The organism is Arthrobacter sp. MYb224, from assembly GCF_002975455.1.
In the GTDB taxonomy this organism is placed as follows: Bacteria; Actinomycetota; Actinomycetes; order Actinomycetales; family Micrococcaceae; genus Glutamicibacter.
Genome location: NZ_PCPU01000003.1, coordinates 390,542 through 413,730, shown reverse-complemented (window position 1 = coordinate 413,730; position 23,189 = coordinate 390,542). Strand labels below are relative to the sequence as shown.

Annotated in this window: 23 protein-coding genes; 15 read left to right on the top strand and 8 right to left on the bottom strand. The window is 60.8% G+C overall.

Annotated features, from left to right (window positions below; genetic code table 11):
* Positions 1–9 precede the first annotated feature (9 nt).
* Positions 10–2,355: a transglycosylase domain-containing protein gene (locus tag CQ017_RS07970; protein WP_105553245.1), complete on the bottom strand. Its 2,346-nt coding sequence runs from the start codon at positions 2,353–2,355 to the stop codon at positions 10–12.
* Between the two features lie 37 nt (positions 2,356–2,392).
* On the opposite strand from CQ017_RS07970, the gene CQ017_RS18065 reads away from it, so the two are divergent.
* Genes CQ017_RS18065 through CQ017_RS07960 form a run of 3 tightly spaced genes read left to right on the top strand, consistent with a single transcriptional unit; the run spans position 2,393 to position 4,023 of the window.
* Entirely contained in the window at positions 2,393–2,548 is a 156-nt protein-coding gene (locus CQ017_RS18065; RefSeq protein ID WP_096283344.1) for a hypothetical protein, read from the top strand.
* Positions 2,549–2,570: 22 nt separating this feature from the next.
* Positions 2,571–3,047, top strand: a complete 477-nt coding sequence (locus CQ017_RS07965) for a RidA family protein (protein WP_105553244.1) — start codon at positions 2,571–2,573, stop codon at positions 3,045–3,047.
* 19 nt (positions 3,048–3,066) lie between these two features.
* Positions 3,067–4,023, top strand: coding sequence for an NUDIX hydrolase (locus tag CQ017_RS07960; RefSeq protein WP_105553243.1), 957 nt, complete (start codon positions 3,067–3,069; stop codon positions 4,021–4,023).
* Between the two features lie 66 nt (positions 4,024–4,089).
* Here CQ017_RS07960 and CQ017_RS07955 read toward each other — a convergent pair whose 3' ends face one another.
* Positions 4,090–4,767, bottom strand: a complete 678-nt coding sequence (locus CQ017_RS07955) for a Crp/Fnr family transcriptional regulator (protein WP_096257040.1) — start codon at positions 4,765–4,767, stop codon at positions 4,090–4,092.
* Positions 4,768–4,970: 203 nt separating this feature from the next.
* Here CQ017_RS07955 and CQ017_RS07950 point away from each other — a divergent pair, with 203 nt between their 5' ends.
* On the top strand, positions 4,971–6,161 hold the full coding sequence (locus CQ017_RS07950; protein WP_105553242.1) for a MarP family serine protease: 1,191 nt from the start codon (positions 4,971–4,973) through the stop codon (positions 6,159–6,161).
* On the opposite strand, the gene aroQ is transcribed toward CQ017_RS07950, so the two are convergent.
* Both aroQ and acs read right to left on the bottom strand, forming a co-directional pair.
* Positions 6,158–6,610 carry a type II 3-dehydroquinate dehydratase gene (gene aroQ, locus CQ017_RS07945; protein WP_105553241.1) on the bottom strand — a complete coding sequence of 151 codons (453 nt, stop codon included), beginning with the start codon at positions 6,608–6,610 and terminating at the stop codon, positions 6,158–6,160. The two genes, CQ017_RS07950 and aroQ, sit on opposite strands and share 4 nt — an antisense overlap.
* 164 nt (positions 6,611–6,774) lie before the next feature.
* Positions 6,775–8,751, bottom strand: coding sequence for an acetate--CoA ligase (acs, locus tag CQ017_RS07940; protein ID WP_105553240.1), 1,977 nt, complete (start codon positions 8,749–8,751; stop codon positions 6,775–6,777).
* 189 nt (positions 8,752–8,940) lie between these two features.
* On the opposite strand from acs, the gene nth reads away from it, so the two are divergent.
* Together nth and CQ017_RS07930 are read left to right on the top strand one after the other, a co-directional pair.
* Positions 8,941–9,735, top strand: a complete 795-nt coding sequence (gene nth / locus CQ017_RS07935) for an endonuclease III (RefSeq protein WP_258133543.1) — start codon at positions 8,941–8,943, stop codon at positions 9,733–9,735.
* Complete coding sequence (locus CQ017_RS07930) at positions 9,732–10,409, top strand: CoA pyrophosphatase (RefSeq protein ID WP_096283360.1); 678 nt, start codon at positions 9,732–9,734, stop codon at positions 10,407–10,409. The genes nth and CQ017_RS07930 overlap by 4 nt, the downstream gene beginning before the upstream one ends.
* A gap of 4 nt (positions 10,410–10,413) precedes the next feature.
* Here CQ017_RS07930 and CQ017_RS07925 read toward each other — a convergent pair whose 3' ends face one another.
* Positions 10,414–12,063, bottom strand: a complete 1,650-nt coding sequence (locus CQ017_RS07925; RefSeq protein ID WP_181148209.1) for a bifunctional 3'-5' exonuclease/DNA polymerase — start codon at positions 12,061–12,063, stop codon at positions 10,414–10,416.
* 146 nt (positions 12,064–12,209) lie between these two features.
* On the opposite strand from CQ017_RS07925, the gene CQ017_RS07920 reads away from it, so the two are divergent.
* The 7 genes from CQ017_RS07920 (at position 12,210) to CQ017_RS07890 (ending at position 16,740) form a co-directional block, all read left to right on the top strand.
* Positions 12,210–13,268, top strand: coding sequence for a hypothetical protein (locus CQ017_RS07920; RefSeq protein WP_146112454.1), 1,059 nt, complete (start codon positions 12,210–12,212; stop codon positions 13,266–13,268).
* Complete coding sequence (locus CQ017_RS07915; RefSeq protein WP_105553236.1) at positions 13,265–14,497, top strand: TadA family conjugal transfer-associated ATPase; 1,233 nt, start codon at positions 13,265–13,267, stop codon at positions 14,495–14,497. Before CQ017_RS07920 ends, CQ017_RS07915 begins: the two co-directional genes overlap by 4 nt.
* A 141-nt stretch (positions 14,498–14,638) precedes the next feature.
* Positions 14,639–15,190 (top strand): type II secretion system F family protein, encoded by a 552-nt coding sequence (locus CQ017_RS07910; RefSeq protein WP_181150514.1) that lies wholly within the window; start codon positions 14,639–14,641, stop codon positions 15,188–15,190.
* On the top strand, positions 15,187–15,720 hold the full coding sequence (locus tag CQ017_RS07905; RefSeq protein WP_105553234.1) for a type II secretion system F family protein: 534 nt from the start codon (positions 15,187–15,189) through the stop codon (positions 15,718–15,720). The genes CQ017_RS07910 and CQ017_RS07905 overlap by 4 nt, the downstream gene beginning before the upstream one ends.
* A 112-nt stretch (positions 15,721–15,832) precedes the next feature.
* On the top strand, positions 15,833–16,015 hold the full coding sequence (locus tag CQ017_RS07900) for a DUF4244 domain-containing protein (protein WP_105553233.1): 183 nt from the start codon (positions 15,833–15,835) through the stop codon (positions 16,013–16,015).
* A gap of 3 nt (positions 16,016–16,018) precedes the next feature.
* On the top strand, positions 16,019–16,354 hold the full coding sequence (locus CQ017_RS07895) for a TadE family type IV pilus minor pilin (RefSeq protein ID WP_105568710.1): 336 nt from the start codon (positions 16,019–16,021) through the stop codon (positions 16,352–16,354).
* Entirely contained in the window at positions 16,351–16,740 is a 390-nt protein-coding gene (locus tag CQ017_RS07890) for an Rv3654c family TadE-like protein (protein WP_105553231.1), read from the top strand. Before CQ017_RS07895 ends, CQ017_RS07890 begins: the two co-directional genes overlap by 4 nt.
* Here CQ017_RS07890 and CQ017_RS07885 read toward each other — a convergent pair.
* A complete protein-coding gene (locus tag CQ017_RS07885) occupies positions 16,731–19,061 on the bottom strand; it encodes a DEAD/DEAH box helicase (RefSeq protein WP_105553230.1) in 2,331 nt (776 codons plus the stop codon). The two genes, CQ017_RS07890 and CQ017_RS07885, sit on opposite strands and share 10 nt — an antisense overlap.
* Before the next feature lie 91 nt (positions 19,062–19,152).
* Complete coding sequence (locus CQ017_RS07880) at positions 19,153–19,809, bottom strand: GNAT family N-acetyltransferase (protein ID WP_096283380.1); 657 nt, start codon at positions 19,807–19,809, stop codon at positions 19,153–19,155.
* A gap of 165 nt (positions 19,810–19,974) precedes the next feature.
* Between CQ017_RS07880 and CQ017_RS07875 the strand changes: the two genes are divergently transcribed.
* Positions 19,975–20,880 carry a rhodanese-related sulfurtransferase gene (locus tag CQ017_RS07875; RefSeq protein WP_096283550.1) on the top strand — a complete coding sequence of 302 codons (906 nt, stop codon included), beginning with the start codon at positions 19,975–19,977 and terminating at the stop codon, positions 20,878–20,880.
* A gap of 61 nt (positions 20,881–20,941) precedes the next feature.
* Here the strand turns inward: CQ017_RS07875 and CQ017_RS07870 are convergent, their stop codons facing one another.
* On the bottom strand, positions 20,942–21,514 hold the full coding sequence (locus CQ017_RS07870) for a GNAT family N-acetyltransferase (RefSeq protein WP_105553229.1): 573 nt from the start codon (positions 21,512–21,514) through the stop codon (positions 20,942–20,944).
* A gap of 74 nt (positions 21,515–21,588) precedes the next feature.
* Here CQ017_RS07870 and CQ017_RS07865 point away from each other — a divergent pair, with 74 nt between their 5' ends.
* Complete coding sequence (locus tag CQ017_RS07865) at positions 21,589–23,178, top strand: methyltransferase (protein WP_105553228.1); 1,590 nt, start codon at positions 21,589–21,591, stop codon at positions 23,176–23,178.
* The last annotated feature ends 11 nt before the right edge of the window (positions 23,179–23,189 follow it).

The following is a 23,189-nucleotide window of genomic DNA, read 5'->3' as shown; positions in this document are numbered from 1 at the left end:
GGCGACTACCTAGTCGTCCGAATCCCCTCCGGGCTTGGCCGGAGTAGTCGGCTTCGACTTGTTTTGGCCGTTTCCGTTGCCATTACCGTTTCCATTGCCGGTGGCTTCAGACTTGTCGTCTTCGGACTCCTTGGAATCCTCTTTTTCGGAGTCTTCCTTTTTCGAATCTTCCTTTTTGGAATCTTCTTTTTTGTCCTCGTCGTCGTCGTCATCCTTTGGCTTTGGCTTCGGCTTCGGTGCCTTGCTGACCGAACCGAAGGAATCGCGCTCGTACTGCTGAACTGCCTTGGACATGAAGTCAACCCACAATGGAGCCGCATAGGTCGAGGAGTCAACCATCTCCGGAGCGCGTTCGTCGTTGATCATCGCCCCGTGCAGGGAGTTCTGCTTGGTGGCGGCCTTGCCGTCCAGGCGTCCGACCCAAGCCGCGGTGGAAATGCCCGTGCTGTAGCCGACGAACCAGGTGGAGGTGGCGTAGTCATTGGTGCCGGTCTTGCCTGCGATCGGTCCGGCAACCTGGCCCTTGGAGACACGGTTGGTGGCGATCTTCTTCAGCGTGCCGTTCAGGTCGGCCACGTACTGCGGGTCGATCTGCTGGGAGCAGTCTTGCTTCGGCACCTTGTACTTGGTTCCGTCCTTATCGACCACCGAAGTGATGGCCCGTGGTGCGCAGTATTCGCCCTTGTTGGCAAAGGTTGCGAAAGCCGCAGCCTGTGCCATCGGGGTGATATTTGCCGAACCGATGATGAACGCTGGGTTCGCCGGTGAAATTGGCGCTGGCTTGCCATCGTCTGCATCCTGATCCAACAGGCCCAATTTCTTGGTGTAATCGGCAATGGTGCACAAATCAACCTTATTGGCTTCCTGAATCGTGGCCGAGTTGATCGACCAGTACAGGCCGGTATCCACGGTCATGGTGCGGTAGAAGCCGCGCGAAGCATTTTTTGGAGTCCAACTCGAGCCTACGGTTGCAGTTCCCCCGGGAAGGCAGGAAGCCCTCCACTTGTCTCCGGGCCTAAAAGTTTCCTTTTTCGCGTTGATCTTGTCGTACATGTGATTGCCCTCGTGGAGCCATGCAAGAGTTGTGTAGGGCTTCATGGTCGAGCCACCCTGGAAGCCGCCAGCGCCACCCAACGCTCGTTCCACTGCGAAGTTGTAGAAAGTCCGGCTGCCGGTTTCTTCGGATTTTGGGGCGTAGGTGGTGTTCTGCGCCATAGTCAGAATATTTCCGGTACCTGGTTCAATCGAAACCAGCGATGAGTGGATGTCCTTGTTCGACTTGGCATCAGGATCAATGGCCTCGCGGGCGTCCTTGGCGGCCTTCTTATTCAACGCGGAGTTCAGCGTGGTCTTGATAACCAAGCCGCCACGGAACAGCAGGTTTTCGCGGTCTTCCTTGGTCTTGCCGAAGTTCTTGTCTTTGAGAACCAAGTTGGTGATGTAGTCGCAGAAGTAACCCGCGTCATCGGCAGCCATGCAACCCGAAGCCGACGAGCTTGGATCCACGCCCAGCTTGGACTTTACGGCCTTGTCGTATTCCTTCTTGGTGATCGCGCCGGTGCGGTACATGTTGCCCAGCACCTTATTGCGTCGATCCAAGGAGCGTTCTGGGTTCTTGATTGGGTTGTAGACGTTAGGCAACTGCACCATGCCGGCGAGCATCGCCGACTGCTGCAGGTTCAGGTCCTTGGCATCCACGGAGAAGAAGCGCTGCGCGGCGGCCTGCACGCCATACTCACGACCCGAGAACAACACGAGGTTCAGGTAGCCTTCGAGGATTTCGTCCTTGGACATTTCCTTTTCAATGGCTACCGCGTACTTCAGCTCGCGGATCTTGTCCGAGTAGTCCTTGTTGCCCGATACCGTCGTCTCGTCGGCTCCGGTCAAGATCTGGTTATTGACCAGCAGGTTGTTCACATACTGCTGAGTCAGCGTGGACGCACCGGAACGCGAAGAAGAGGTGGCGTTGCTGATGACCGCACGGGCAATGCCCTTGGGGTCAATGCCGCTGTGCTCGTAGAAACGCTCATCCTCCACCGAAACAATTGCTTTGCGCATGAACGGAGAAATGTCCTTGAGGTCCACCGGATCGCGGTTCTGTTCATAGAACGTCGCGATCAGCTTTCCATCGGAGTCCAAGACCTGCGAGGGCTCGGGAATGGGAAGCTTCTCGAATGTGCTCGGAAGCGCGCTTACAATATTATTTCCGGTGGTCAAACCGGTTTTTGCGATAGCTGCCACGGGAACGAGCATGCCCGCGGCCAGCACGCCACAAAGGGCACTGATTCCGAAGAACGCAACGATCTTTCCCAAAGTGGTAGCTGTATCAAAAAAGGGTGACTTCTTGGCTGCCATACCTACTAGTTTACAAGGACGCGCTAACGTATCGAGTATGACTAAATGGGAATACGCCACTTTGCCGCTCGTTATCCACGCAACCAAGCAGATTCTGGACCAGTGGGGTGACGATGGTTGGGAGCTCGTAGCGATCGTTCCCGGCCCCAACGGCACCAATCCAGTGGCCTACATGAAGCGTCCAAAAGCCTAACTTTCAGAAGGAGTAAAACCCCATGCAAGAAGCTACTTCCTCGCGTGTCGAAGCACGCCTCGCAGAGCTCGATCTGACCTTGCCAGCGGTGGCAAAGCCGGTCGCGGCCTACCTGCCAGCAATCACCACCGGCAACTACGTTTACACCTCCGGCCAGCTTCCGCTGATTAACGGAAAACTCTCAGCTCTTGGCAAGGTCGGCGCCGAGGTTTCGGCCGAAGATGCCAAGGCCATGGCGCAGACTTGCGCACTGAACGCACTGGCTGCCATCAAGGCAGAAATTGGTGACCTAGATCGCATTAAGCGTATCGTGAAGGTCGTTGGCTTCGTGTCCTCGGACCCGTCCTTCACCGGCCAGCCTGGGGTCATCAACGGGGCCTCGGAATTCTTCGGAAATGTCCTGGGCGAGGCTGGCGTGCATGCACGTTCGGCCGTAGGCGTGGCGGTTCTGCCGTTGGACGCTCCGGTCGAGGTTGAGGTCATCGCCGAATTTGAGTAGTCCACAACGCGATTCCGGTGTGCGCCAAGGGCGGTCTAGTCCGTCCGCGACGCGCACCGGAGTTTCGCGTCGCCTCGTAGAACTACCGCCGCATCAAATTCCAGCGGCGGAAAACTGGTTCACTTTCGGTTCGCGGACCCCGCGCACCGCCCGCCGTGCTTCCTCGGTCTGCCTGGTTCAAGACGGGGTGCACGGAGTAGAAACGTTCCTGGGCTACCGCCCCGGCGAGTCCCCTCTCGGGAGTGTGGCTTTTCCCGGAGGCAGCGTCGAAGCGGGAGACCGCGTGGAGTACAAGTGGTTCGGCCCGAACCTTTCGCAGTGGTCCAAGCGCATGGACGTGTTGGACCAGCAGCTCGTTCGAGCCCATCTGGTGTGCGCCATCCGCGAACTTTTCGAAGAAACCGGGATCCTGCTGGCCGGAACCGACGAACAGTCGGTTGTCGAAATGAACGATCCCGAGGAATGGATGTCCGCCCGCGAAGCCATCGCCGGACAGGACCTGGCCTTCGAGGAATTTCTTCGCCGGCGCGGGCTCGGCCTGCGCACCGACCTGCTGCGCCCGGTCAGCCACTGGCTGAGTCCCAACTTCGCCTTCCGGCGATTCGACACCTGGTACTTCACCGCAACGGTTCCCGTGCACCAGGAGCCCCGCCTGCTGCGCGCGAAGGGCAAATGGGCGCAATGGTGCAGCTCCGAGCAGATCATGGCCCAGCGAGCCACCAGCGAGCTGGGAGACCGCATTGGCCAGCCGAGCACCGTTGGCCTGAGGTTGTCGCAGATAACCAGCCCAGCGGTCGAGCAGATGCTGGAGCGGATGGCCGATGCCCACGGTGCGGTCGCCTACCTGTCGCGAGCGCGCACCTTGGATGTGCAGCATCCGGACCTGCTGGTGCGTGACGGAACCTATTATCTCGAAGTGCTTAGCGCGCTCGGGGGTGAATCGACGCGTCCTTGGCAGGCGGAACCGGGCCACTAGACCGACGGTCAAAAGCAAAAGGCCGGACAACCCGCGAGGGTTGTCCGGCCTTTTGCTCAGCGGTGCTTAGCGCGAACGCTGGCGCAGACGCTGGATGTCCAGGATCACGACGGCGCGGGCTTCCAGACGGAGCCAGCCGCGCTGCACGAACTCGGCCAGGGCCTTGTTCACGGTTTCGCGGGAGGCGCCGACCAGCTGGGCCAGCTCTTCCTGGGTCAGCTCGTGAGCGACCAGGATGCCATCGGTGGCTGGGCGACCGAAACGGTCAGCGAGGTCCAATAGCGCCTTAGCCACACGGCCAGGAACATCGGAGAACACCAGATCGGCTAGGGATTCATTAGTGCGACGCAGACGCGCAGCCAAAGCCTGCAGCAGCTGGATCGAGACCTCCGGGGAGTTCAGGATCGCCTTGCGCATGTTTTCATGGCTCAGACCAGCTAGTCGGGTCTCCGACACGGCGGTTGCGGTTGCGTTGCGCGGGTGTGGATCGAACAGCGCCATTTCGCCGAACAGTTCACCTGGGCCGAGCACGGCAATCAGGTTTTCACGTCCGTCGGCGGAAGTGCGTCCAAGCTTGATCTTGCCCGAGACGATGAAGTAGAGACGGTCACCCTGATCGCCTTCGCGGAACACTGATGCACCGCGAGACAGATCGACCTCGGTCAATTCTTCGGTTAGCGTGGCGAATACTTCATCACCAAGCGACGCGAAAAGCGGCGCGCGGCGCAGTACCTCGATATCCATTAAATCTCCTGTCAACAGTAGTAAGCGCTCACTTCATTGTGCCGTATTCGGTAACAATGTGACAGTTTCCACACGTGGTTTAACCAAGAAATGTTGAGAATCACGCTCGTCATACAAAAACTCGCGAATATTCTCGCAGAAATCCATCAGCTTCTAAGGGTACCTTGGGTTAATAGTAAGTTTGTGAATGAAGTGGGGTCTCGGTGCTCGGAGTATTCAGTTGGCTAGACGTTGCCATCTGTGTAGTTTTACTTTCATTTTTTATTGCCGGAATCCGTCGCGGCTTCCTCTATACGGTCGGCGACATGCTCGGGCTCATCGCCGGAGGCATCGCCGCATTCTTCGCCATTCCGCTGGTCTCGACCTTCGCCTCAAACCCCTGGTGGCGGGTCGCTCTGATGGTCGCCACGGCCGCCGTGCTGATCATTTTGGGCCAGGCCCTGGGCAGGGTAATCGCCACCCGCATCAGGCGCTGGATGAACTTCGATTTCCTGCGTGCCGCAGACGGTTTGGCCGGTGGCGTGCTTTCGGTTTTCATTACCGCCACAATCATCGGCGCACTGGCATTTTCCACGTCAAGCATGGGTATTCCGCGGCTTTCGAGCGAGATCGACAAGTCGAAAATGATCGCCTCGATCCGTGGGATGACACCCGAATTCGTGAACTCGGCAATCTCCTCGGCGCGTTCGGCGGTCATGGCCGAAACCATCCCCGCCCTGCTCGATCCCTTCGCCCCGCCGGTGCAGCCGGTCGAGGAAGGCGAATGGTCCGCCAACGACCTGCAGCGGGCCTCGGTGAGTTCGGTGGCAAAGATCTCCGGGACGGCCGTTCAATGCGGTGTGAACCTCACCGGTTCCGGCTTCGTCATCGACGACCAATTGGTGATGACCAATGCCCATGTGGTGGCAGGTTTGAGCGCGGCTACGGTGGAGGTCGAGGGTGATCAACTTCACCGCGGAAAGGTAGTTTATTTTGATCCGGAAGCCGATATCGCGGTGCTGCGTGTCGACGGGATGGAAGCGCAGCCTCTGGAGCTCGCCGACGAGAATCTGGGCCGCGGCGAGCAAGCTGCCTTCATCGGCTATCCGGCCGGTGGGCCGTTGCAGGTGCGCGGCGCGGTGGTCGCCTCACGCGCCACGGTGTCCATCGCCAATATCTATGGCGAGAACCCCGCCGCGCTCTCGGTCTACCAGCTGACGGCCAAGGTGGCCCAAGGCAACTCCGGCGGCCCCATGGTCAACGATTCCGGCGAAGCGGTAGGCATGATCTTCGCCAAGTCGCGAGGCAATGACGAGGTGGGCTTCGCGCTGAGCCTCGAAGAGATCGAACGCGCGCTCAAGGCGGCCGGGGACCGCACCACCTCGATCAAGACCGGTGAATGCATCGGCGGCTAGCGGCCGAGGATATGCGCCAGCTGCTGGACCGCGAGCCGGTAGCCATTGGTCCCGGCGCCGATGATGATCGAGGCGGCCACGGGGGAGACGTAGGAGTGATGGCGGAATGCCTCACGCCGGTGCACGTTGGAAATATGGACCTCTATCACCGGCAGCGACACCCCGCTGAGCGCATCGGCGATGGCCACCGAGGTGTGCGTGTAGGCGCCCGGGTTGATGATGATGCCGGCTTTGGTCAGCCGCGCTTCGTGAATCGCATCGATGAGCACGCCCTCGTGGTTCGACTGGAAGGCCTCCACGGTGAGGTCGTATCCCGCCGCGGTGCGCTGCGCCAGCGCCTCGACATCGGCGAGCGTTTCATGGCCATAGATTTCGGGTTCGCGGGTTCCTAGCAGGTTCAGGTTCGGTCCGTTGAGTAACAAGATGGTGCGCGAAGCGTTTTCAGACATGGAAACAATCTAATACACCTCGCGTTTGCTCCGGCGCTTCATGAACGTTTATGCGCCAGCTAAAAACGAAACGGGCCGCCGCTGGCGCACTCCGTTGCCGGTTGAACCGGTTGGCGGTGGCGCAGGCGGCGGCCCGTGGATCCCGGCCTGGGGGCCGGAGCTTGCTACTTCTTCATCGACTGCGCGATCTGCGTCATCACGGTCGCGTCGGACAGCGTGGTCGCGTCTCCGACCTCGCGGCCCTCGGCCACGTCCTTGAGCAGGCGGCGCATGATCTTGCCCGAGCGGGTCTTGGGCAACTCGGGGACCACCAGGATGTGGCGCGGCTTGGCGATCGGGCCGATGTCCTTGCCCACGTGGGCGCGCAGCGTGGCGACCACGTCCTCGCCTTCGGGCGGTTCGGTCTGCAGGATCACGAACGCGACAACCGCCTCGCCGGTGGTCTCGTCCTTGGCGCCGACCACCGCGGCCTCGGCCACGTACGGGTGGGCGACCAGCGAAGACTCGATCTCGGTGGTGGACAGCCGGTGCCCGGACACGTTCATCACGTCATCCACCCGGCCCAGCAGCCAGATGTCGCCGTCCTCGTCTTTCTTGGCGCCGTCGCCGGCGAAGTACATGCCCTCGAAGCGGGACCAGTAGGTCTCCTTGTAGCGCTCCATGTCGCCCCAGATGCCGCGCAGCATGGCTGGCCACGGGTCGCGGATGACCAGGAAGCCGCCCTCGCCGTCGGCCACCGAAACGCCGGCCTCGTCGACCACGTCGATGCTGATCCCCGGCACGGCGACCTGCGCAGAGCCCGGCTTGGTGGCGGTCACCCCAGGCATCGGGGTGATCATATGCGCCCCGGTTTCGGTCTGCCACCAGGTGTCCACGATCGGGGTTGGGTGCTCCTTGCGCTCGCCGTTCTTGCCGTTGTTGGTGCCGATGACATCGCGGTACCACATCCAGGCTTCCGGGTTGATCGGTTCGCCGACCGAGCCGAGCACGCGCAGGCTGGAGAGGTCGTAGCCGTCGGGGATCTCGCGTCCCCATTTCATGAAGGTGCGGATCGCGGTCGGCGCGGTGTAGAGGATGGAGACCTTGTACTTCTCGATCAGTTCCCACCAGCGACCCTGATGCGGGGTGTCCGGGGTGCCTTCGTACATCACCTGGGTGGCGCCGTTGATCAGCGGGGCGTAGGTGACGTAGGAATGCCCGGTGACCCAGCCGATATCCGCGGTGCACCAGTACACATCGGTTTCCGGGTGCAGGTCGAAGGTGTCGCGGTGGGTGACCGCGCCCTGGGCCAGGAAGCCGCCGGTGGTGTGCACGATGCCCTTCGGCTTGCCGGTGGTGCCCGAGGTGTAGAGCACGAACAGCGGGTGCTCGGAATCGTGGGCTACCGCGGTGTGCTCGGTGGCGGCGGTGCCGACTACGTCATCCCACCACTTGTCCAGTGCACCGAATTCGGTCGGCTCGCCGTTGCGCTTGACCACCAGCACGTTTTCCACGGTGTGGCCGGGCTTTTCAAGGGCGGCGTCCACCGCAGGCTTCAGCGGCGACGGCTTTCCGCGGCGCCAGGTGCCGTCCGCGGTGACCACGAGCTTGGCGTCCGCGTCATCGATGCGGGAGCGCAGCGCGTCGGCGGAGAAACCGCCGAAGACCACCGAATGGATCGCGCCGATGCGCGCGCAGGCGAGCATGGTGATCACCGCTTCGGGGATCATCGGCAGGTAGACGGCCACCCGGTCGCCCTTGGCGACGCCCAAGGATTCGAAGGCGTTGGCCGCCTTCTTCACCTCTTCGGTCAGCTGCGCGTAGGTGTAGCTGCGGGTGTCTCCCGGCTCGCCTTCGAAATGAATGGCAACCCGTTCGCCCAGGCCGTTCTCCACGTGGCGGTCCAATGCGTTATAGGCCGCGTTGAGTTTGCCGCCGACGAACCACTTGGCCACCGGTGCTTCGGACCAATCCAAGGTCTCGGTGAAATCGGTGTCCCAAGTCAACACGCTCCGTGCCTGTTGCGCCCAGTAGCCCAACCGGTCTTCGCTTGCTGCCGCGTACTGGCTCGCCGAGCCGATGGCTTGGTCGCTGAAGTCTTTGCTAGGGGCAAACGCACGAGTCTCATGCGATAGGTTGTCCAGGGTCTTGGAGTCACTCACCGGTGATCGCGTCCTTTCGGTTAAACAAAAATTACTCTGTGATCAAAGTTACACGCTCGAACGCCGAGCCTGTGGTTTGTGTCACTGACGGGGCCAGTAACGGGCATTTTGTGCGCCGAGCGGTCATTTCGACGCGGTGAAATGCAGGCAAACAGTGATATTTTTCCCGGCTCATGACACGATCATCTCGTGGCAGCAAAAGTGAAAGTTGAATCAGAGATCGGACTCAAACGGCGGGCACGGAAGATGCACCGCCTGTTGGCCGAGGCATACCCCTATGCGGTGGCCGAATTGGATTTCGAGAATCCCTTCGAGCTGCTGGTGGCAACGGTGCTCTCCGCGCAAACCACCGACGTCCGAGTCAATTCGATCACCCCACGGCTCTTCGCAAGGTATCCCGACGCGCTGGCGATGAGCCAGGCCGAACGCGGGGCACTTGAAGAACTGATCCGGCCCACCGGATTTTTCCGCGCCAAGACAGATTCCCTGCTGGGGCTTTCGGCAGCGCTGGTGGAACGCCACGGCGGCCAGGTCCCTGCACGGCTCGAAGATCTGGTTAAACTTGCCGGGGTGGGGCGGAAGACCGCGAATGTGGTGTTGGGAAACGCCTTCGGCGTCCCGGGCATCACCGTGGACACGCACTTCGGCCGGCTCGCCAACCGCTTTGGCTGGACCGCGGAAACCGACCCGGTTAAGGTTGAGCACGCCGTGGGCGAATTATTCGAAAAGCGCGACTGGACCATGCTCAGCCATCGCGTCGTCTTTCACGGGCGCCGAGTCTGCCATGCCCGCAAGCCGGCCTGTGGCGCCTGCGTCTTGGCAAAGCTCTGCCCGTCCTCAGGGATTGGCGAGGAGATTCCGGCGAAGGCACAGAAATTGCTGAAGTATGAGCTCGCTCCGGGACGCGAAGAATTGCTGCAGAAAATGCTCGACGGGTCCACCCGCCGGGAACTGCGTGCCGAAGGATACGGACTGGACGCATGAGTGCACGTGCCGAGCTGGAAAAAGTCATCGCGACGCATGCCCAAAAAATGGGCTCTACGGTAAAACTTCCGAAACACTGGGTTTTCAACCAGATGGACGCCAACAGCGTGCGCAAGGCGGCGGTGCTCATCTTATTCGGGTCGGCCACCGGGCGGGGCGTGCACGAGGCGGCCAAGCCCGAGGAGCTAGACCTGCTTTTTGTGGAGCGCGCCTCCACGCTGCGCAAACATGCCGGGCAGATCGCCTTCCCCGGCGGCGGGATAGACCCCGACGATGGTTCGGCGAGCGCTGCGGCACTGCGTGAGGCGTGGGAAGAAACCGGGGTTGATATTTCAGGGATTGAAGTACTTGGCCAATTGACCGAAACCGAGCTTCCGGTCTCTAGCTTCTTGGTCACCCCCGTGGTGGGCTGGTGGCACACCGAATCCAGGGTCTATGCGGCGGATCTGCGCGAAAGCTCGGATGTCTTTCGGGCGCCGGTAACGCACCTGCTCGATCCGCATAACCGGCTGACCGCGGTGGTGCAGCGCGGTGCGCAACGCTTCAAATCCCCGGCCTTCGAATACGAGGGACACCTGATCTGGGGATTCACCGCGATTGTGATCGATCGTTTATTTGCCGAGTTGGGCTGGAACAAACCTTGGAACGCGCAACGCGAAATCAAGCTGAAGTAAGCGGCTATTTGCCTTCGGAATAGTTCTGCGAGATAGCGACGCTGACCGGAAAATTTGGGCTGTGCTCGCCAAAGAGCGTGCGTCCGGCGAGCAGCGCCGCGTGGCGCACCAACTCACCGAGGCGATCGGCCAGTTCTACCGGGCACTCGAAAACGACCTCGTCGTGAACGAAAAACACCTGCTGGCAGGACTGGGCCCATCCGGCCTGGCGAATCAGGTGACGGGCATGGCCCATCCACACCAACGCCCACTCGGCGGCGGTTGACTGCACCACGAAATTTCGGGTGAACCTGCCACGCGACCGTGCCGCGGCATCGGCGGCTCGTTGCCCGGCCTCATCTTGGGTAGCTCGCTGGGCTTGCACCCAACTTTCATCTGCCGGTGGGCAGCCGCGGCCTAGCCAGCTTTGAACTCCTTCGCCGCGCTCGCCTGCTTTCGCAGCCTGATCCACATACGCCATGGCCTGCGGGAAGTTTTTCTTCAAGGCCACGCCCACCGCACCGGAGGTGCCGCCACCGCCGCCGTAGATGACCGAGAGCATTCCCAATTTAGCCTCGTTGCGGTCCGAGACGAGCCTGGCATCGATGAGCCACTGATAAAGGTCATCTTGCTGGCCCGCCTCTTGGAGCCGACGATCTTGGGAGATCGCGGCGAGAATGCGTGGCTCGAGCTGCCGGCCGTCGGCAATGACGAAGGTGCGTCCTGCGGCGGTGCCCACCACCTGGCGGATCGAATGGGGCAGCTGCAGGGCTCCGCCGCCGCTGGCGGCCCAGCGCCCGGAGGCGACGGTGCCCAAAACGTAATGCGGGTGGAACCGCCCGTTCTTGACCCATTGGTCAAGCCAGGCGTCCCCGTGCGTGCTGGCCAGCCGGGAAAGCTTCTTGTATTCGAGGACCTGCGCGATGAGCGGATCCTTGAGCTGTTCCAGCTCCCAGGCCCGCACCGACTGGACTGAAAAACCTGCCCGGTGCAGGGCACGCAGGAGTTCGTGCGGGGAATCCGGGTTCAGCCCGGGCCACCGCAAGGCCTGTCCGAGGGCCTCGGCGAGGTGGGCGAGTTTGGCCGGACGCACCCCTTCGCCGACCGCAGGGCCAAGTTTCTCACGCAGCAGCGCGCGGTGATCTGCCTCGTTCCAGGCAAGCCCGGCATGCTCCATTTCGCAGGCTACGAGCGCACCGACCGACTCGGCATGAATGAGCAATTCAAGCTTTCGGCGCGCTGCCGGCTCTTCGGGCAGAGCCTGGCGTTGGCGCACATACATGGCCACGACTTCGTCCAGGCTTTCCCCGTTGACGGGTGTTTCGAATAAGGCGTCTTGATTGGGCCGGGCCATTGGGCTGTGCGGGTTTTCCAGATCGATGTCATCCAGTTGCTGCGCGCTCAGTGGGCTGCGGTGCAGGATTCGCTGCGTGAGCGAAAGCACGTGCGCCTTGGCAATGAAGACTCCCGCTGCCAGCAAGGAGGGCATCCAGTCCGCGGTGCGCAGCATGACCCAGCGTGGGGCATGTTCGTCTTCAATAGTGCGAACAGCCGTCGGGAACTGGGCTTTGGACACCGGGCGGCCCGGGAATACTGGCTTGCCACTTAGTGCGTGGCGAACTTCGAGGATGGCGTAGCCTTCGGGGTCAGCGGCGATAAAGGCAAGCATGCTCATTGTTCTATTGTGCATTGAAGTCGGACAATATCCCCAGCTTGCCAAGCATCGGCTCGGCAGCAGCGAAACGATGGCACCGTTCAACTATGAATTGGTTATCTTTTCCCAGCTCCGCCTCACCGCCGGTGAAGAGCGATGGGCGGTTTGTGGCAACCGAACAAGCCTGCGATGCGCCGAGCTCGGCCGCGGTAGGCCCTGAGCGCCTCTGGGGCGCTGGCGAACTAGCCTGCACCCTGGTCAGCAACGACGAGCGGCTTGTCGAAAGCTGTGCGCTCATCGCCCTGGTGGCGGCCGTGCGCATACACCAATGTGCCGAGCTCAAGGATCTGCCGGCTCCCGGGAACGGCCCGGTGCTCTGGGGCGCGGATATGGCGGGCGAAGCGCTGGCATTCCCCGGACTCTGCGACGTTGTCCTCGGCTTTGAAGAAGACGACCAGCAGCTGTGGTCGGTGGCCAGCCAGATCCCGCGTGCCAGAGTGGCCATCTTGCCCAGGGCGCAGCAATGGTTGGGGGAGTACCTCGGACTTTGGGGAATGCGCGCAGGCCAGGCGCATTGTCTTTCCCTAGGCTCCCTCGCCGGCGGCTTGGGTACCAGTACCTTGGCGGCGCTCGTTGCCCACGCGGGCACGCTGTGCGGATTGAAGAGCCTGCTGATCGATCTGGATCCCCATTCCACCGGATTGTGGCCGCGGGTGACGCTCGATCCGCCCACGGGAATCGGCTGGGAAGAGCTGTGCCGCTCCGGTGGCGCGTTGGCACCGCACCAGCTGGTGGATACCTTGCCAACGGTGCGAGACACCGCGGTTTTGACTTGGTCGCCCAGCGCCGCACCCAGCGAGCTGGATGAACAACTGGTGGTGCGATTATTGGCGGCGGCCAGGCAAGGCTTCGACCTGCTAGTGGTCGATACCGGACGCGCGGTGCACCCGCAGCGTGCGGTGCTTGAGCAATTCGTTGACCGGCAGGTCTTGACCTGTGAAGATACCGGCAAGCCACCGGTCGCAGCGCATATCCGCTGCGGTCCAAGGAACCTGCGAAATTCGAATACCGCGACGGGACAGTATCTAGGGCATTTTCCGAGCTTGCCGAGGATCTCCCGGGCGATACAACGCGGCGTGCTCTTTGACGCGCTGCGCTCTCGAAAAGTCCGCCATGCGCTAGCGGACCTGCGGCTCCTGCCAGAATCCGAGGGGAACAAGCGATGAGCACGGGCAAACACAGTGCGCAAGGCTCGGGGCACACAACGCGTCGCGAAGTCGATGAACGCATCCTCGAATCGGTGCGTCAGCGGGCGATGGCCACCGGTGGGCAACTCGACGCGGTAGCCCTCGCCGGGGCCGTACAGGATTCTGGGGCCGCCTTAGGCGCCTCGGGAGCCGCCGAATCATTAAAAGCACTGCAAGACGAAGTCGCCGGACTATCGGTACTCGAACCATTCGCCCAACAACCCGAGGTGACCGATGTCCTGGTTGACGGGCAGGGCAGGGTGTGGACCGACTCGCCTCGCGGATTGGAACCCACCGAATACGTCTTCGGGTCGGCCGAACAGGTCCGCAGGCTGGCCGTCCACCTAGCCTCGCTGGCTGGACGAAGATTAGACGATGCAAGCCCATTTATGGACATGAGCTTGAAACACTACCGAGTCCACGCGGTGCTCCCGCCGATTGCAACGCAGGGGCCGCTGATCTCGATCCGTGTTAAGAAAACCAAGCCCTTGGACCTCGCCGGGGTACTGGAACACGCCGCGTGCTGGTGGCATCCGTTGCTTGCAGAGATCATGGAAAGGGAACTGAATTTTCTCGTCACCGGAGGCACCGGCAGCGGCAAGACCACCCTGCTTCAGGCAATGCTCTCGCTGGCTCACGAGGGTCAACGCATCATTGTCGTGGAAGACTCCCAGGAGCTCCACGTCACCCACCAACATGTGGTCGGCATGCAGACCCGTGCGGCTAATGTTGAAGCGGCCGGCAACATCGAACTGCGCGATCTGGTGGTTCAAGCACTTCGGATGCGACCGGATCGGTTGATCGTCGGGGAGTGCCGAGGGGCAGAGATCCGAGATTTCTTGGCCGCAATGAATACCGGCCATCAAGGTGCTGCCGGAACTCTGCACGCCAATAGCCCCGAAGCGGTTCCCGCCCGCCTGGCAGCTCTCGGCGCGCTAGCCGGATGGAACCTCCAAGCGACAGCCCTGCAGGCGACCAGCGCGCTTGACCTTATTATTCACATGGCGCGCGGAGAGCAGGGGCAACGCGGTCCGGTGGCCCTAGGCATCCTGAACTCCGCGGGAGACGGGCAAATGAGCGTGATCACGGCGGTCGACAGCAATCGGCACGCACCCCTGGACCGGGCTTCGTTGCCGATTCTTGAACAGAAACTCGGTCATGCAACTATCAGGGCGCTCGCCGAGCAGATGGCCCAAAGCGAAGGCTGAACGGCGATGTTGATTCTCCTGTTAAGCGCAGTGGCACTCTGGCTTTGGTTCCCTGGCACGGCTAAAAACGAAACGGGCGCTCGTCCCTGGCAGAAGCACGGTATTTTCGGGTCCACGCGACGGCCGGATGAGCCGAAGCATATGTTGGCCGAAGATGCCCGCACGATTCGCGAACTTGCCGCCTTGGTGCGCAGCGGACTCACTTTCTACCCCGCCGTTGATGCATTGCTGGCCGCCGAACACAGCCAGTGTCCGGTGCACCAGGCGCTTCACCAATTACGCGCCACGCATCGGCTGGGTGCTAGGAGCCCTTCGCCGACCGAACCGACGGCGAACAACGCGCTTCCCTCGTCGGTGCATCGAATGCATTGGTGCTTGCGGGTTTCCGAGCGCAGCGGCGCAAGCCTTGCGGAGGTGCTGGAACGGTTGGCCGATGATTTGGAAGCCGACCTGGTCGCAACACAAGCATTCGACGCCGCCATGGCCGGCCCCAAGGCAACGGCCAAGTTGCTGACCTGGCTGCCACTGGTTGGGTTCGGCGCCGGGATTCTTCTAGGCATTGACGTGCCAGGTGCCCTAGCCACCTCGTGGGCAGCGCAGCTAAGCGTGGTCCTCGGGATGGCGTTGTGGCTGCTCAATCGGCTGTGGTGCAGGTACCTGCTGCGCACCACCACTCGGCAGGCGCTGCAATGACGTTCTTCGCGTTGTGCTGTGCGGTTGCCGCGGTCTTGCTGGCTATTTCTAGCCACGAGAGGCACGAAAGAACGCTGAGTATCAAGCGTCCGCAAGCCAAGGCCGTCGACATCCAGATTCAGCCTGTCGAGCTGATTCTGGATGTCAGCGCAAGCTTGTTGGATTCGGGGATGCCCATTAAAGACATTTTGGACACGCTGGGTCGCGGCGTCCCGCAAGGGGCACAGCTCTGCACCGTCGCACGATGCTTGGAAATGAACATGGAGTGGGATAAAGCCTGGCACTCGGCACCGGATTGGTTGCGGCCACTTGAAAAGGCTTTGCGCTTCGCTCATGTCACCGGAGCCCCGGCGGCGAGCTTGCTGCGCAATGCGGCAGCGCTGCAACGTCGCGAACGCAGCCAAAGAGTCGCAAGGCTGGGCGCGCAATTCGGTACCAGACTGGTGCTTCCCTTGGGCGCCTGCGCCTTGCCAGCGTTCATTGCCTTAGGCGTGGTGCCGCTGATTATTGCCTTGCTGCCGGGGCTCTGAACGAGTAATCCCCAGCTTGAAAGGAACCTAATCCGTGAAACGTTCAGGTGGCTCAAGCTGAAGGCACCACCCCAAATTATTTCGCATTTGGGAAACAACGAAAGGAAAAATCATGAAACGTATGGAAGCTATGATTTCCGAGCGTCTTGCTGACGAAGAGGGCTCAACCACCGCAGAATTCGCTATGGTCACTCTGGCCGCCGTAGCCTTCGCCGGATTGCTGATCAGCATCCTGTCCAGTGGGGATGTGCGTGGCATGCTGATGGGACTTATCAGCAAGGCCCTGTCGCTGTAGGCAATGAACTTCAACGATGAGAGAGGTAGCAGCACGGCGGAATTCGCGGTGCTGCTACCGGCTGTTGCCGTGTTTTTATCCTTACTGTTGTGCTTTGGAGTGTTGGGTATGAAGCAGATCCAAGTGCAACAGGCTGCCGCTGCCATGGCCAGAGAACTGGCACGCGGAGAAGAAAGCTCGGTAGTGCATTCAAGCGGGGTCAGGCTCGCCGGAGATGACGCGACATATGCGATTTCACAGGGTGGGGGATTCTCCGAAGTTCATGTCAGCAAGTCTGTGCGCATTCCATTGCTTGGACCGATCCAGGTCCATGGCGAAGCGAGCGTGGCGCTGGAATGAGACTACCAACCAGTGCAAGAGGCGAGCGCGGCAATGGAACGGTGACGGCCACCGCGTTAGTGGCGGTGGCACTGATCCTGGCCTCGGCGGTGCTCCTCTGGACGGCCGCGACCCATGCATCGATGCGAGCGGCGGCTGCCGCCGATTTGGCGGCGCTAGCCGCCGCAGATACCGCTAGAGGTCTACGCGCCGGGGACCCCTGCGAGATCGCCCGAAGCGTATCGGCGGCTAACGAAGCCGAACTTGAGCAATGCGCCGTGGAGGACGGAGGAACCTCTGTGCGTGTAACCGTCAGTGTGCCGGTGACCTTCGTCGCCCTTGAGGTGAAGCTGCACGCGGCTACGGCGCGAGCCCGGGCCGGTGCACCGCCCTTAGATCAGCGATGATGGGCAGGCACAATATCCTGCAGCACGGTGCTCAGCAGAAGTATGGCACCGCTTTTGTCCAATGGGTTATTGCGGTTTCCGCACTTCGGTGACTGCACGCAGCTGGGGCACCCGTGGGCGCATTCGCACGATTGGATGGCGTCTCGGGTAGCTCGCACCCAATCTAGGAAACGCTCGAAACCACGCTCGGCGAATCCGGCTCCCCCCGGCTGGGCGTCATAAACGAAGATGGAGGGGTGGCCGGTGTCCATATGAAGGGCCGTAGACACCCCGCCAATATCCCAACGGTCCGAGGTCGCGACCAGGGGAAGCAGCCCGATCATCGCATGTTCGGCCGCATGCAATGCCCCCGGGAACTGATCCACGGTGAGCCCGGCACCCAGTAGCCGCTGTTCGGTGAGCGTGAACCACACAGATTTAGTATGGAGTTCACGAGCTTCCAGCTCCAGAGATTCCTCGGAGAGCACCTCGTTGGAGGCTACCGATTTGCGTTGGAACGAGACCACCTGAGTGGTGACGGTGACCTCGCCGAAAAATATACCGAGTACCTGATGTTTGCTACTGCGCTCTTGGGAATGGACCTCTACCGTTGTCAGGTCGCGGGCGTTGGTGTAATAATCCGGATTGACTCGACTGACCACGACCACATGATTTTGTTCGTCGAGTTCTTCAACGTGGTAGCTGGCTCCTTGATGCACGTAAATGGCTCCGGGGTGTGCCTGATAATGTGTTTGCGGCGAATCCATGGTTCCAAGCAGCGCTCCGGTTTCGGCGTCGATAATGTCGACCGGGCCACCGCCGTCTGCCCGAATGGAGAACATCGAGGCGGCGTGTTGCGGATGGGTCCAGAACCATCCGGCCGGCCTACGGCGCAAGTAGCCGCGCTGCACCAAGGAGTCCAGCAACTCTTCGGTCTGCGGGCCAAAAAGAGCTAATTCTTCGGGCCGCAACGGGTGTTCCTGGGCGGCTGCGCACAAGTGGCCGCTGAGTACGTATTTATTATGCGGGTCAAAGACCGTCGCTTCGACTCCGAGTTCAAATATTGCCTCGGGATGGTGCACCAGATAGGTGTCGAGCGGGTCTTCGGCGGCGACAAATATGGCAAGCGCATCTTGTCCGCTTCTTCCGGCACGGCCGATCTGTTGGAAGAATGAAGCGCGCGTTCCGGGCCATCCGGCGACCACCACCGCGTCCAACCCGGCGATGTCGATGCCAAGCTCCAATGCGGATGTCGAGGTCACTCCCAATAATTGGCCGGAGCGCAATTGTTTTTCAACTTCGCGGCGTTCGGCCGGCAGGTATCCAGATCGATAGGCCGCCAAGCGGACGCTGAGTTCTGGAGCGAACTTTTCCAAATGCTTGCGCGTGAGTGCCGCAATGGTCTCTGCGCCGCGGCGGGATTTGATGAACACGATGCTGCGCACATGGTCCGCCATTAGGTCGGTAAGGATTGAGGCGCTCTCTGCGATCGCCGTGCGACGTAGCGGGGCACCATTTTCACCAGTCCGGTCGGTCAAGGGCGGTTCCCACAGTCCGATGACTAGTTCCCCCGAAGCGGAGAAATCGTGGGTAACAGCCTGCGCCGGGGCGCCGATGAGCCTCGAGAAGGATTCTTCCGGGTCCGAGCTGGTTGCCGAGGCGCCGATGAAGACCGGGTCGTTTCCGTAGTGGGCGCAGATGCGCCGCAGCCGGCGCATCAAGTTTGCGACGTGGGCACCAAAAACTCCGCGATATGAATGCGCCTCGTCGATGACCACGTAGCGCAACCGTTTGAAGAAACGCGACCAGGCCTGATGGTTGGACAGGATGCCACGATGGAGCATATCCGGGTTGGTGAAGACAAAGTTCGCGTGTTGCCTGACCCAGCTGCGGGTTCCTTGGTCGGTGTCGCCGTCATAGCTAGAGGCCCGAACGCCTGGCACCTTCAAAGCCTGCACCGAAGCCAACTGGTCTGCCGCCAAGGCCTTGGTGGGGCAGATGTACAAGATGGTCCCTTGGGCCTCGGCGTCATTGGGGCCGGTCTCTCGGGTGCGGTAGAGCAGGTCAATACTGGGCATGAGATATGCCAAAGATTTGCCGGAGGCCGTGCCGGTAGAAATGATCGTGTGGTTTCCCGCGTGAACGGATTCCGCGGCTTGCACCTGGTGCAGCCAGGGCCGCTGAATGCCTAGTTCCTCAAAGGTTTGCCGGACCGCGTCGTGGATCCAGGTCGGCCATGGCGCGGTGATCTCATCTTTCGCGGCCACCGACCTGCGATGGATGACCGCTTCGGGATCGTTTTGCCGATTGAACGGATCCAGCAACGCGCGCACGGACTTCACGTCTAGAGCCTCTCTGAGCAACGGTGGGTAGTTAAAAGCTTATCGCCGTCGAAAATAATTCCGACGGCGATCAGCGAAGAAATGGTGGCGGTTAGCCTTTGAACAGGACAACCTTGCCTAGCGAGGTCCAGCCCAAGGAAGCGTAGAGCTGCTGGCCGTCAACGGAGGCGATGAGCAGGCCCTCGTCCACATCGTGCTCTTGGGCCAGTGAGGCAAGCGCGCGCATGATCAAAGTTCCAAGACCCTGACGGCGGAAATCTGTACCGGTAATGATGCGGTCGAAGATCGCGAATCCGGCGACTGCCGAGACGTGGCCGGAAGCGGCTACGATCTCCTGATTGTCTTCTGGATGCAGCGAAACATAGGCATGGGTGCCGTCGCGTTCGATCTGGAAGACGAAGCCATCTGCGGGCAAAGGTACTTCGACGTCGTGCACGGCTAATTCGGTGACCATGAGGACTTCATCGTCTGCGGACACCTGAAGGCCAACCTCGCTGGCGGTACGCAGCAGTCCCTCGATTGAGTCATCGAATGCGGTGAGACGGCGCTTTGGATGCTTTTTAAGCGTCTCGGCGACCGCTGCGAGCTCTTCCTTGGAAGGCTCATAAATAACGTATTCCCAGTCCCCGGTCGTATCGTGACGGAGGGCCGCGTGGACTCGCCCCTCATGGCGGGTCTCGTATCCACGGACGCCTGCCCAGCCGTCTACCCAGGTACCAATCAGTTCATCGCTTGCGTTTGATGCCATGTTTTGACCCTACCCTGTCTCACCTAGGAATTAGCTGACGTTGAGCTAATCGTTGCTTACTTGAAACTATAGTCAATGCTGATACCCGGACAATGGTCGGGACCGAGAATGTGACTTTGCTCTTTTGCGCGGCGATTTGTGCCGAAAAGCTACTACCCTTATATGGTGGCCATTCATCGCATCGTTTTGTATTACGCATTTACTCCGCTTCCCGACCCGGAAGCCGTCCGCTTGTGGCAGCGTTCGCTGCTGGAACGCTGGGGCTTGCGCGGTCGAATTATCATCTCCAAGGACGGCATCAACGGGACCGTTGGCGGCGAGATTTCTGCCGTCAAGAAATACGTGAAGGCTACCCGCGAGTTCCCTCCATTCACAAAGATGGATATTAAGTGGTCCGAGGGCTCGGCCGAAGACTTCCCGCGTATATCCGTCAAGGTCCGTGACGAAATTGTCACGTTCGGCGCCCCGGGCGAGATCGAGATCGACGAGAACGGTGTGGTCGGCGGCGGGGTCCACCTGCGTCCCGAGCAGCTCCACGAACTGGTCGAAACGAAGGAGAAGGTTGGGGAGAAGATTCACTTCTTCGATGGCCGAAACGCGTTCGAAGCCCAGATCGGCAAGTTCAAGGACGCGATCGTTCCAGCGGTGGAAACCACCCGCGAGTTCATGGATGAACTCGATTCGGGAAAGTACGACCACCTGAAAGATCAGCCGATCGTCACCTACTGCACCGGCGGCATTCGCTGCGAGGTGCTCTCCGCGCTGATGGTCAAGCGCGGTTTCCAAGAGGTTTACCAGATGCAGGGCGGAATCGTCCGCTACGGCGAACAGTACGGTGACAAGGGCCTGTGGGAAGGTTCCCTGTATGTCTTCGACAAGCGCATGCACACCGAATTCTCCGAGGATGCGGTGACCATCGGCGAATGCGTCGGTTGCCAGGGGCCCACGAACAAGTTCGAGAATTGCGCGAACCCGACATGCCGCAACCTGCGTCTCTTCTGTGAAGACTGCGCCAAGGATGAAGAATTGCGCCGGTGCCCAGACTGCACCGAAGTATCGATCGAAGCCTAGGCAAGAACCAGCGCGCCGCATGATCTAGAGATCATGCGGCGCGCTGGCATTTAATCGGCGCTTAGGAACTTGGCCACAGGTCGAGTGACGCATCGATTACTTCGGTTTCCTCGGCCGTGGTGTCATAAACGCTGAAGCCTCGTGCTTGGTAGTTCGGGATGGCCGCTTCCCCATCCAACGAGCAGGTGTGCAGCCACACCCGGCCCACCGGCGGGAGATCTTCGAAGCGCGTGTGCAGATCCCAAGCCCGACGATTGGCTTCGCTGAGCAACAGACCACCGAGACCCTGCCCGATGGCTTCGGGGAATAGCCCGAAGTAGTAGATCTCTACCTCGCTCTGGGCCTCGGTCACCTCGGTCACCAGTTCCGCGTACCCCTTCGGCACCCCATCCTGGTAGAGCACATAGGTTTCAGAGCCCGCACGGCGCAGCGTCGCATCCCATTGTTCACGGCTGGAAGTCAGCCGATCTGCCCAGTTCAATTTGCTCCCCACGCTTTGATAGAGGAAGCGGGAAAACTCGGCCGAGATCTGTTGGGCGCGTTCGATCCTCGCATGCTGCGGAAGTTTTCTGGCACTCGGGCGCATTTCGGCACTCGAAAGCTGCTGCAAATAGGTGATGGTCACGACTGGCATACCGAACATCCTAAGGCGGTTGGGCAGTTGTTGCGCAGTCTTGTAACACCCGCGGACTCGTTAGACTTGGAACTGTGAATGCCGCTGAATTTTCTGCCATTGAAGATGCCCCTAGTAGTTACGACCTCGCGTTGCTGGACAAGCTCCATGCCGACTTGACAACAATGAAGTTTGGCTTTGATGCCATCACCGAGCTATTAGGTGATGATGCGGTGGCTGCTTATGGTCGGGATCAGATCCACCCGGCGCTTCGAGTTCTGAACAAGCAGCCCGAAGCCGGTTCCCTGGCGTGCGCCGTTCGGCTGTTCCAGTTGGGACAGGCGGAATCAGTCGCGGCGATCGCCGCGGCATTCCCCACGGTGCGTGCCGACGGGCTGCTCAAGCTCGGGTTGATTGAGCCATGGGCCTCGGGGTACCGGGCTAAGGTGGCGTTGGCGGTGCATGGCTCGGATGTAGATGGTGAATTGTGGGTGGCTCACGACCTGGGTTCGCACCAGCGTCCCGGGGTTCTGCGCACGGACCACGTTTTAGGCATTGGCCATGCTTCGCGCACGCTTGCGCAGGTCACCGTCCGTCCGGACGCTGAACGGGCCCTCGATCTCGGCACGGGATGCGGAATACAGCTATTCCATTTGCTCTCGCACTCCAAGCACGTGACCGCCACGGACCTTTCGGACCGCGCACTGGCGTTCACCCGGTTTAACCTGGTGCTCAACCACCGAGCTTTGAAGCTGGACCCGCAGCGGCTAGAAGAGCGGGTTACGCTATTGCAGGGCAGCCTGTTCGAACCGGTGGCCGGCCAGAAATTCGACTTGATCGCCAGCAATCCGCCATTCGTGATCACACCGCGCAATAAGTCCGAGCGTGAGCAAGACCGCTTCACCTACCGTGATGGTGGCATGGCCGGCGATTCCTTGGTGAGCACGCTGATTGCCCAGGCCCCCGAGCATCTGAACCCCGGTGCACATATGCAGATGCTGTCGAATTGGGAGATACCTCGCCTAGATGAGGAATCCAATGAACCATGGGCGCGGCGGGTCTCCGATTGGTTTGCCGATGACTTGGACGTCTGGGTGATTGAACGTGAACAGGCCACTCCGAGCGTTTATGCCGAAACCTGGTTGCGCGATGCGTCGCAAAGCGAGGACAGCGCCGCCTACGCGGCCGCCTATGACGCCTACCTCGACGACTTCGAATCCCGCCAGGTCGGTGCGGTCGGTTTCGGCATGGTGTATTTCCGCCGGCCCGCGCAACCGGAGGTAACCTTCCGTCTCTTCGAACAGATACCGCACCAGGTGGAACAGCCGCTGGCTCCTGCCTTGGAGCGAGACATTCTGATGGCAGATGCATTGCGCGAAGCCGGAGAAGAATGGAAGCAGTGGCACCTGCTAGTCGCAGAAGATGTCACCGAGGAACGTCATCAGCGCCCCGGTGCCGAACATCCAGGAGTGATCCTCTTGCGCCAGGGCGTGGGGATCCGCCGAACCGAAATTTTGGACTCGGCGCAGGCCGGATTCCTGTCGGCCTGCGATGGTGAATTATCGGTCGCGCAGTTGGTTGTAGCCCTTGATTCACTGATCGGTGAGGGCGAGGAGAATTTCACTGAAAGGCTTTATGAAGCTATTGCTCGCCTTCTGCGGCATGGAATGCTTCGTAAAATCTGAAACAAAGGCTA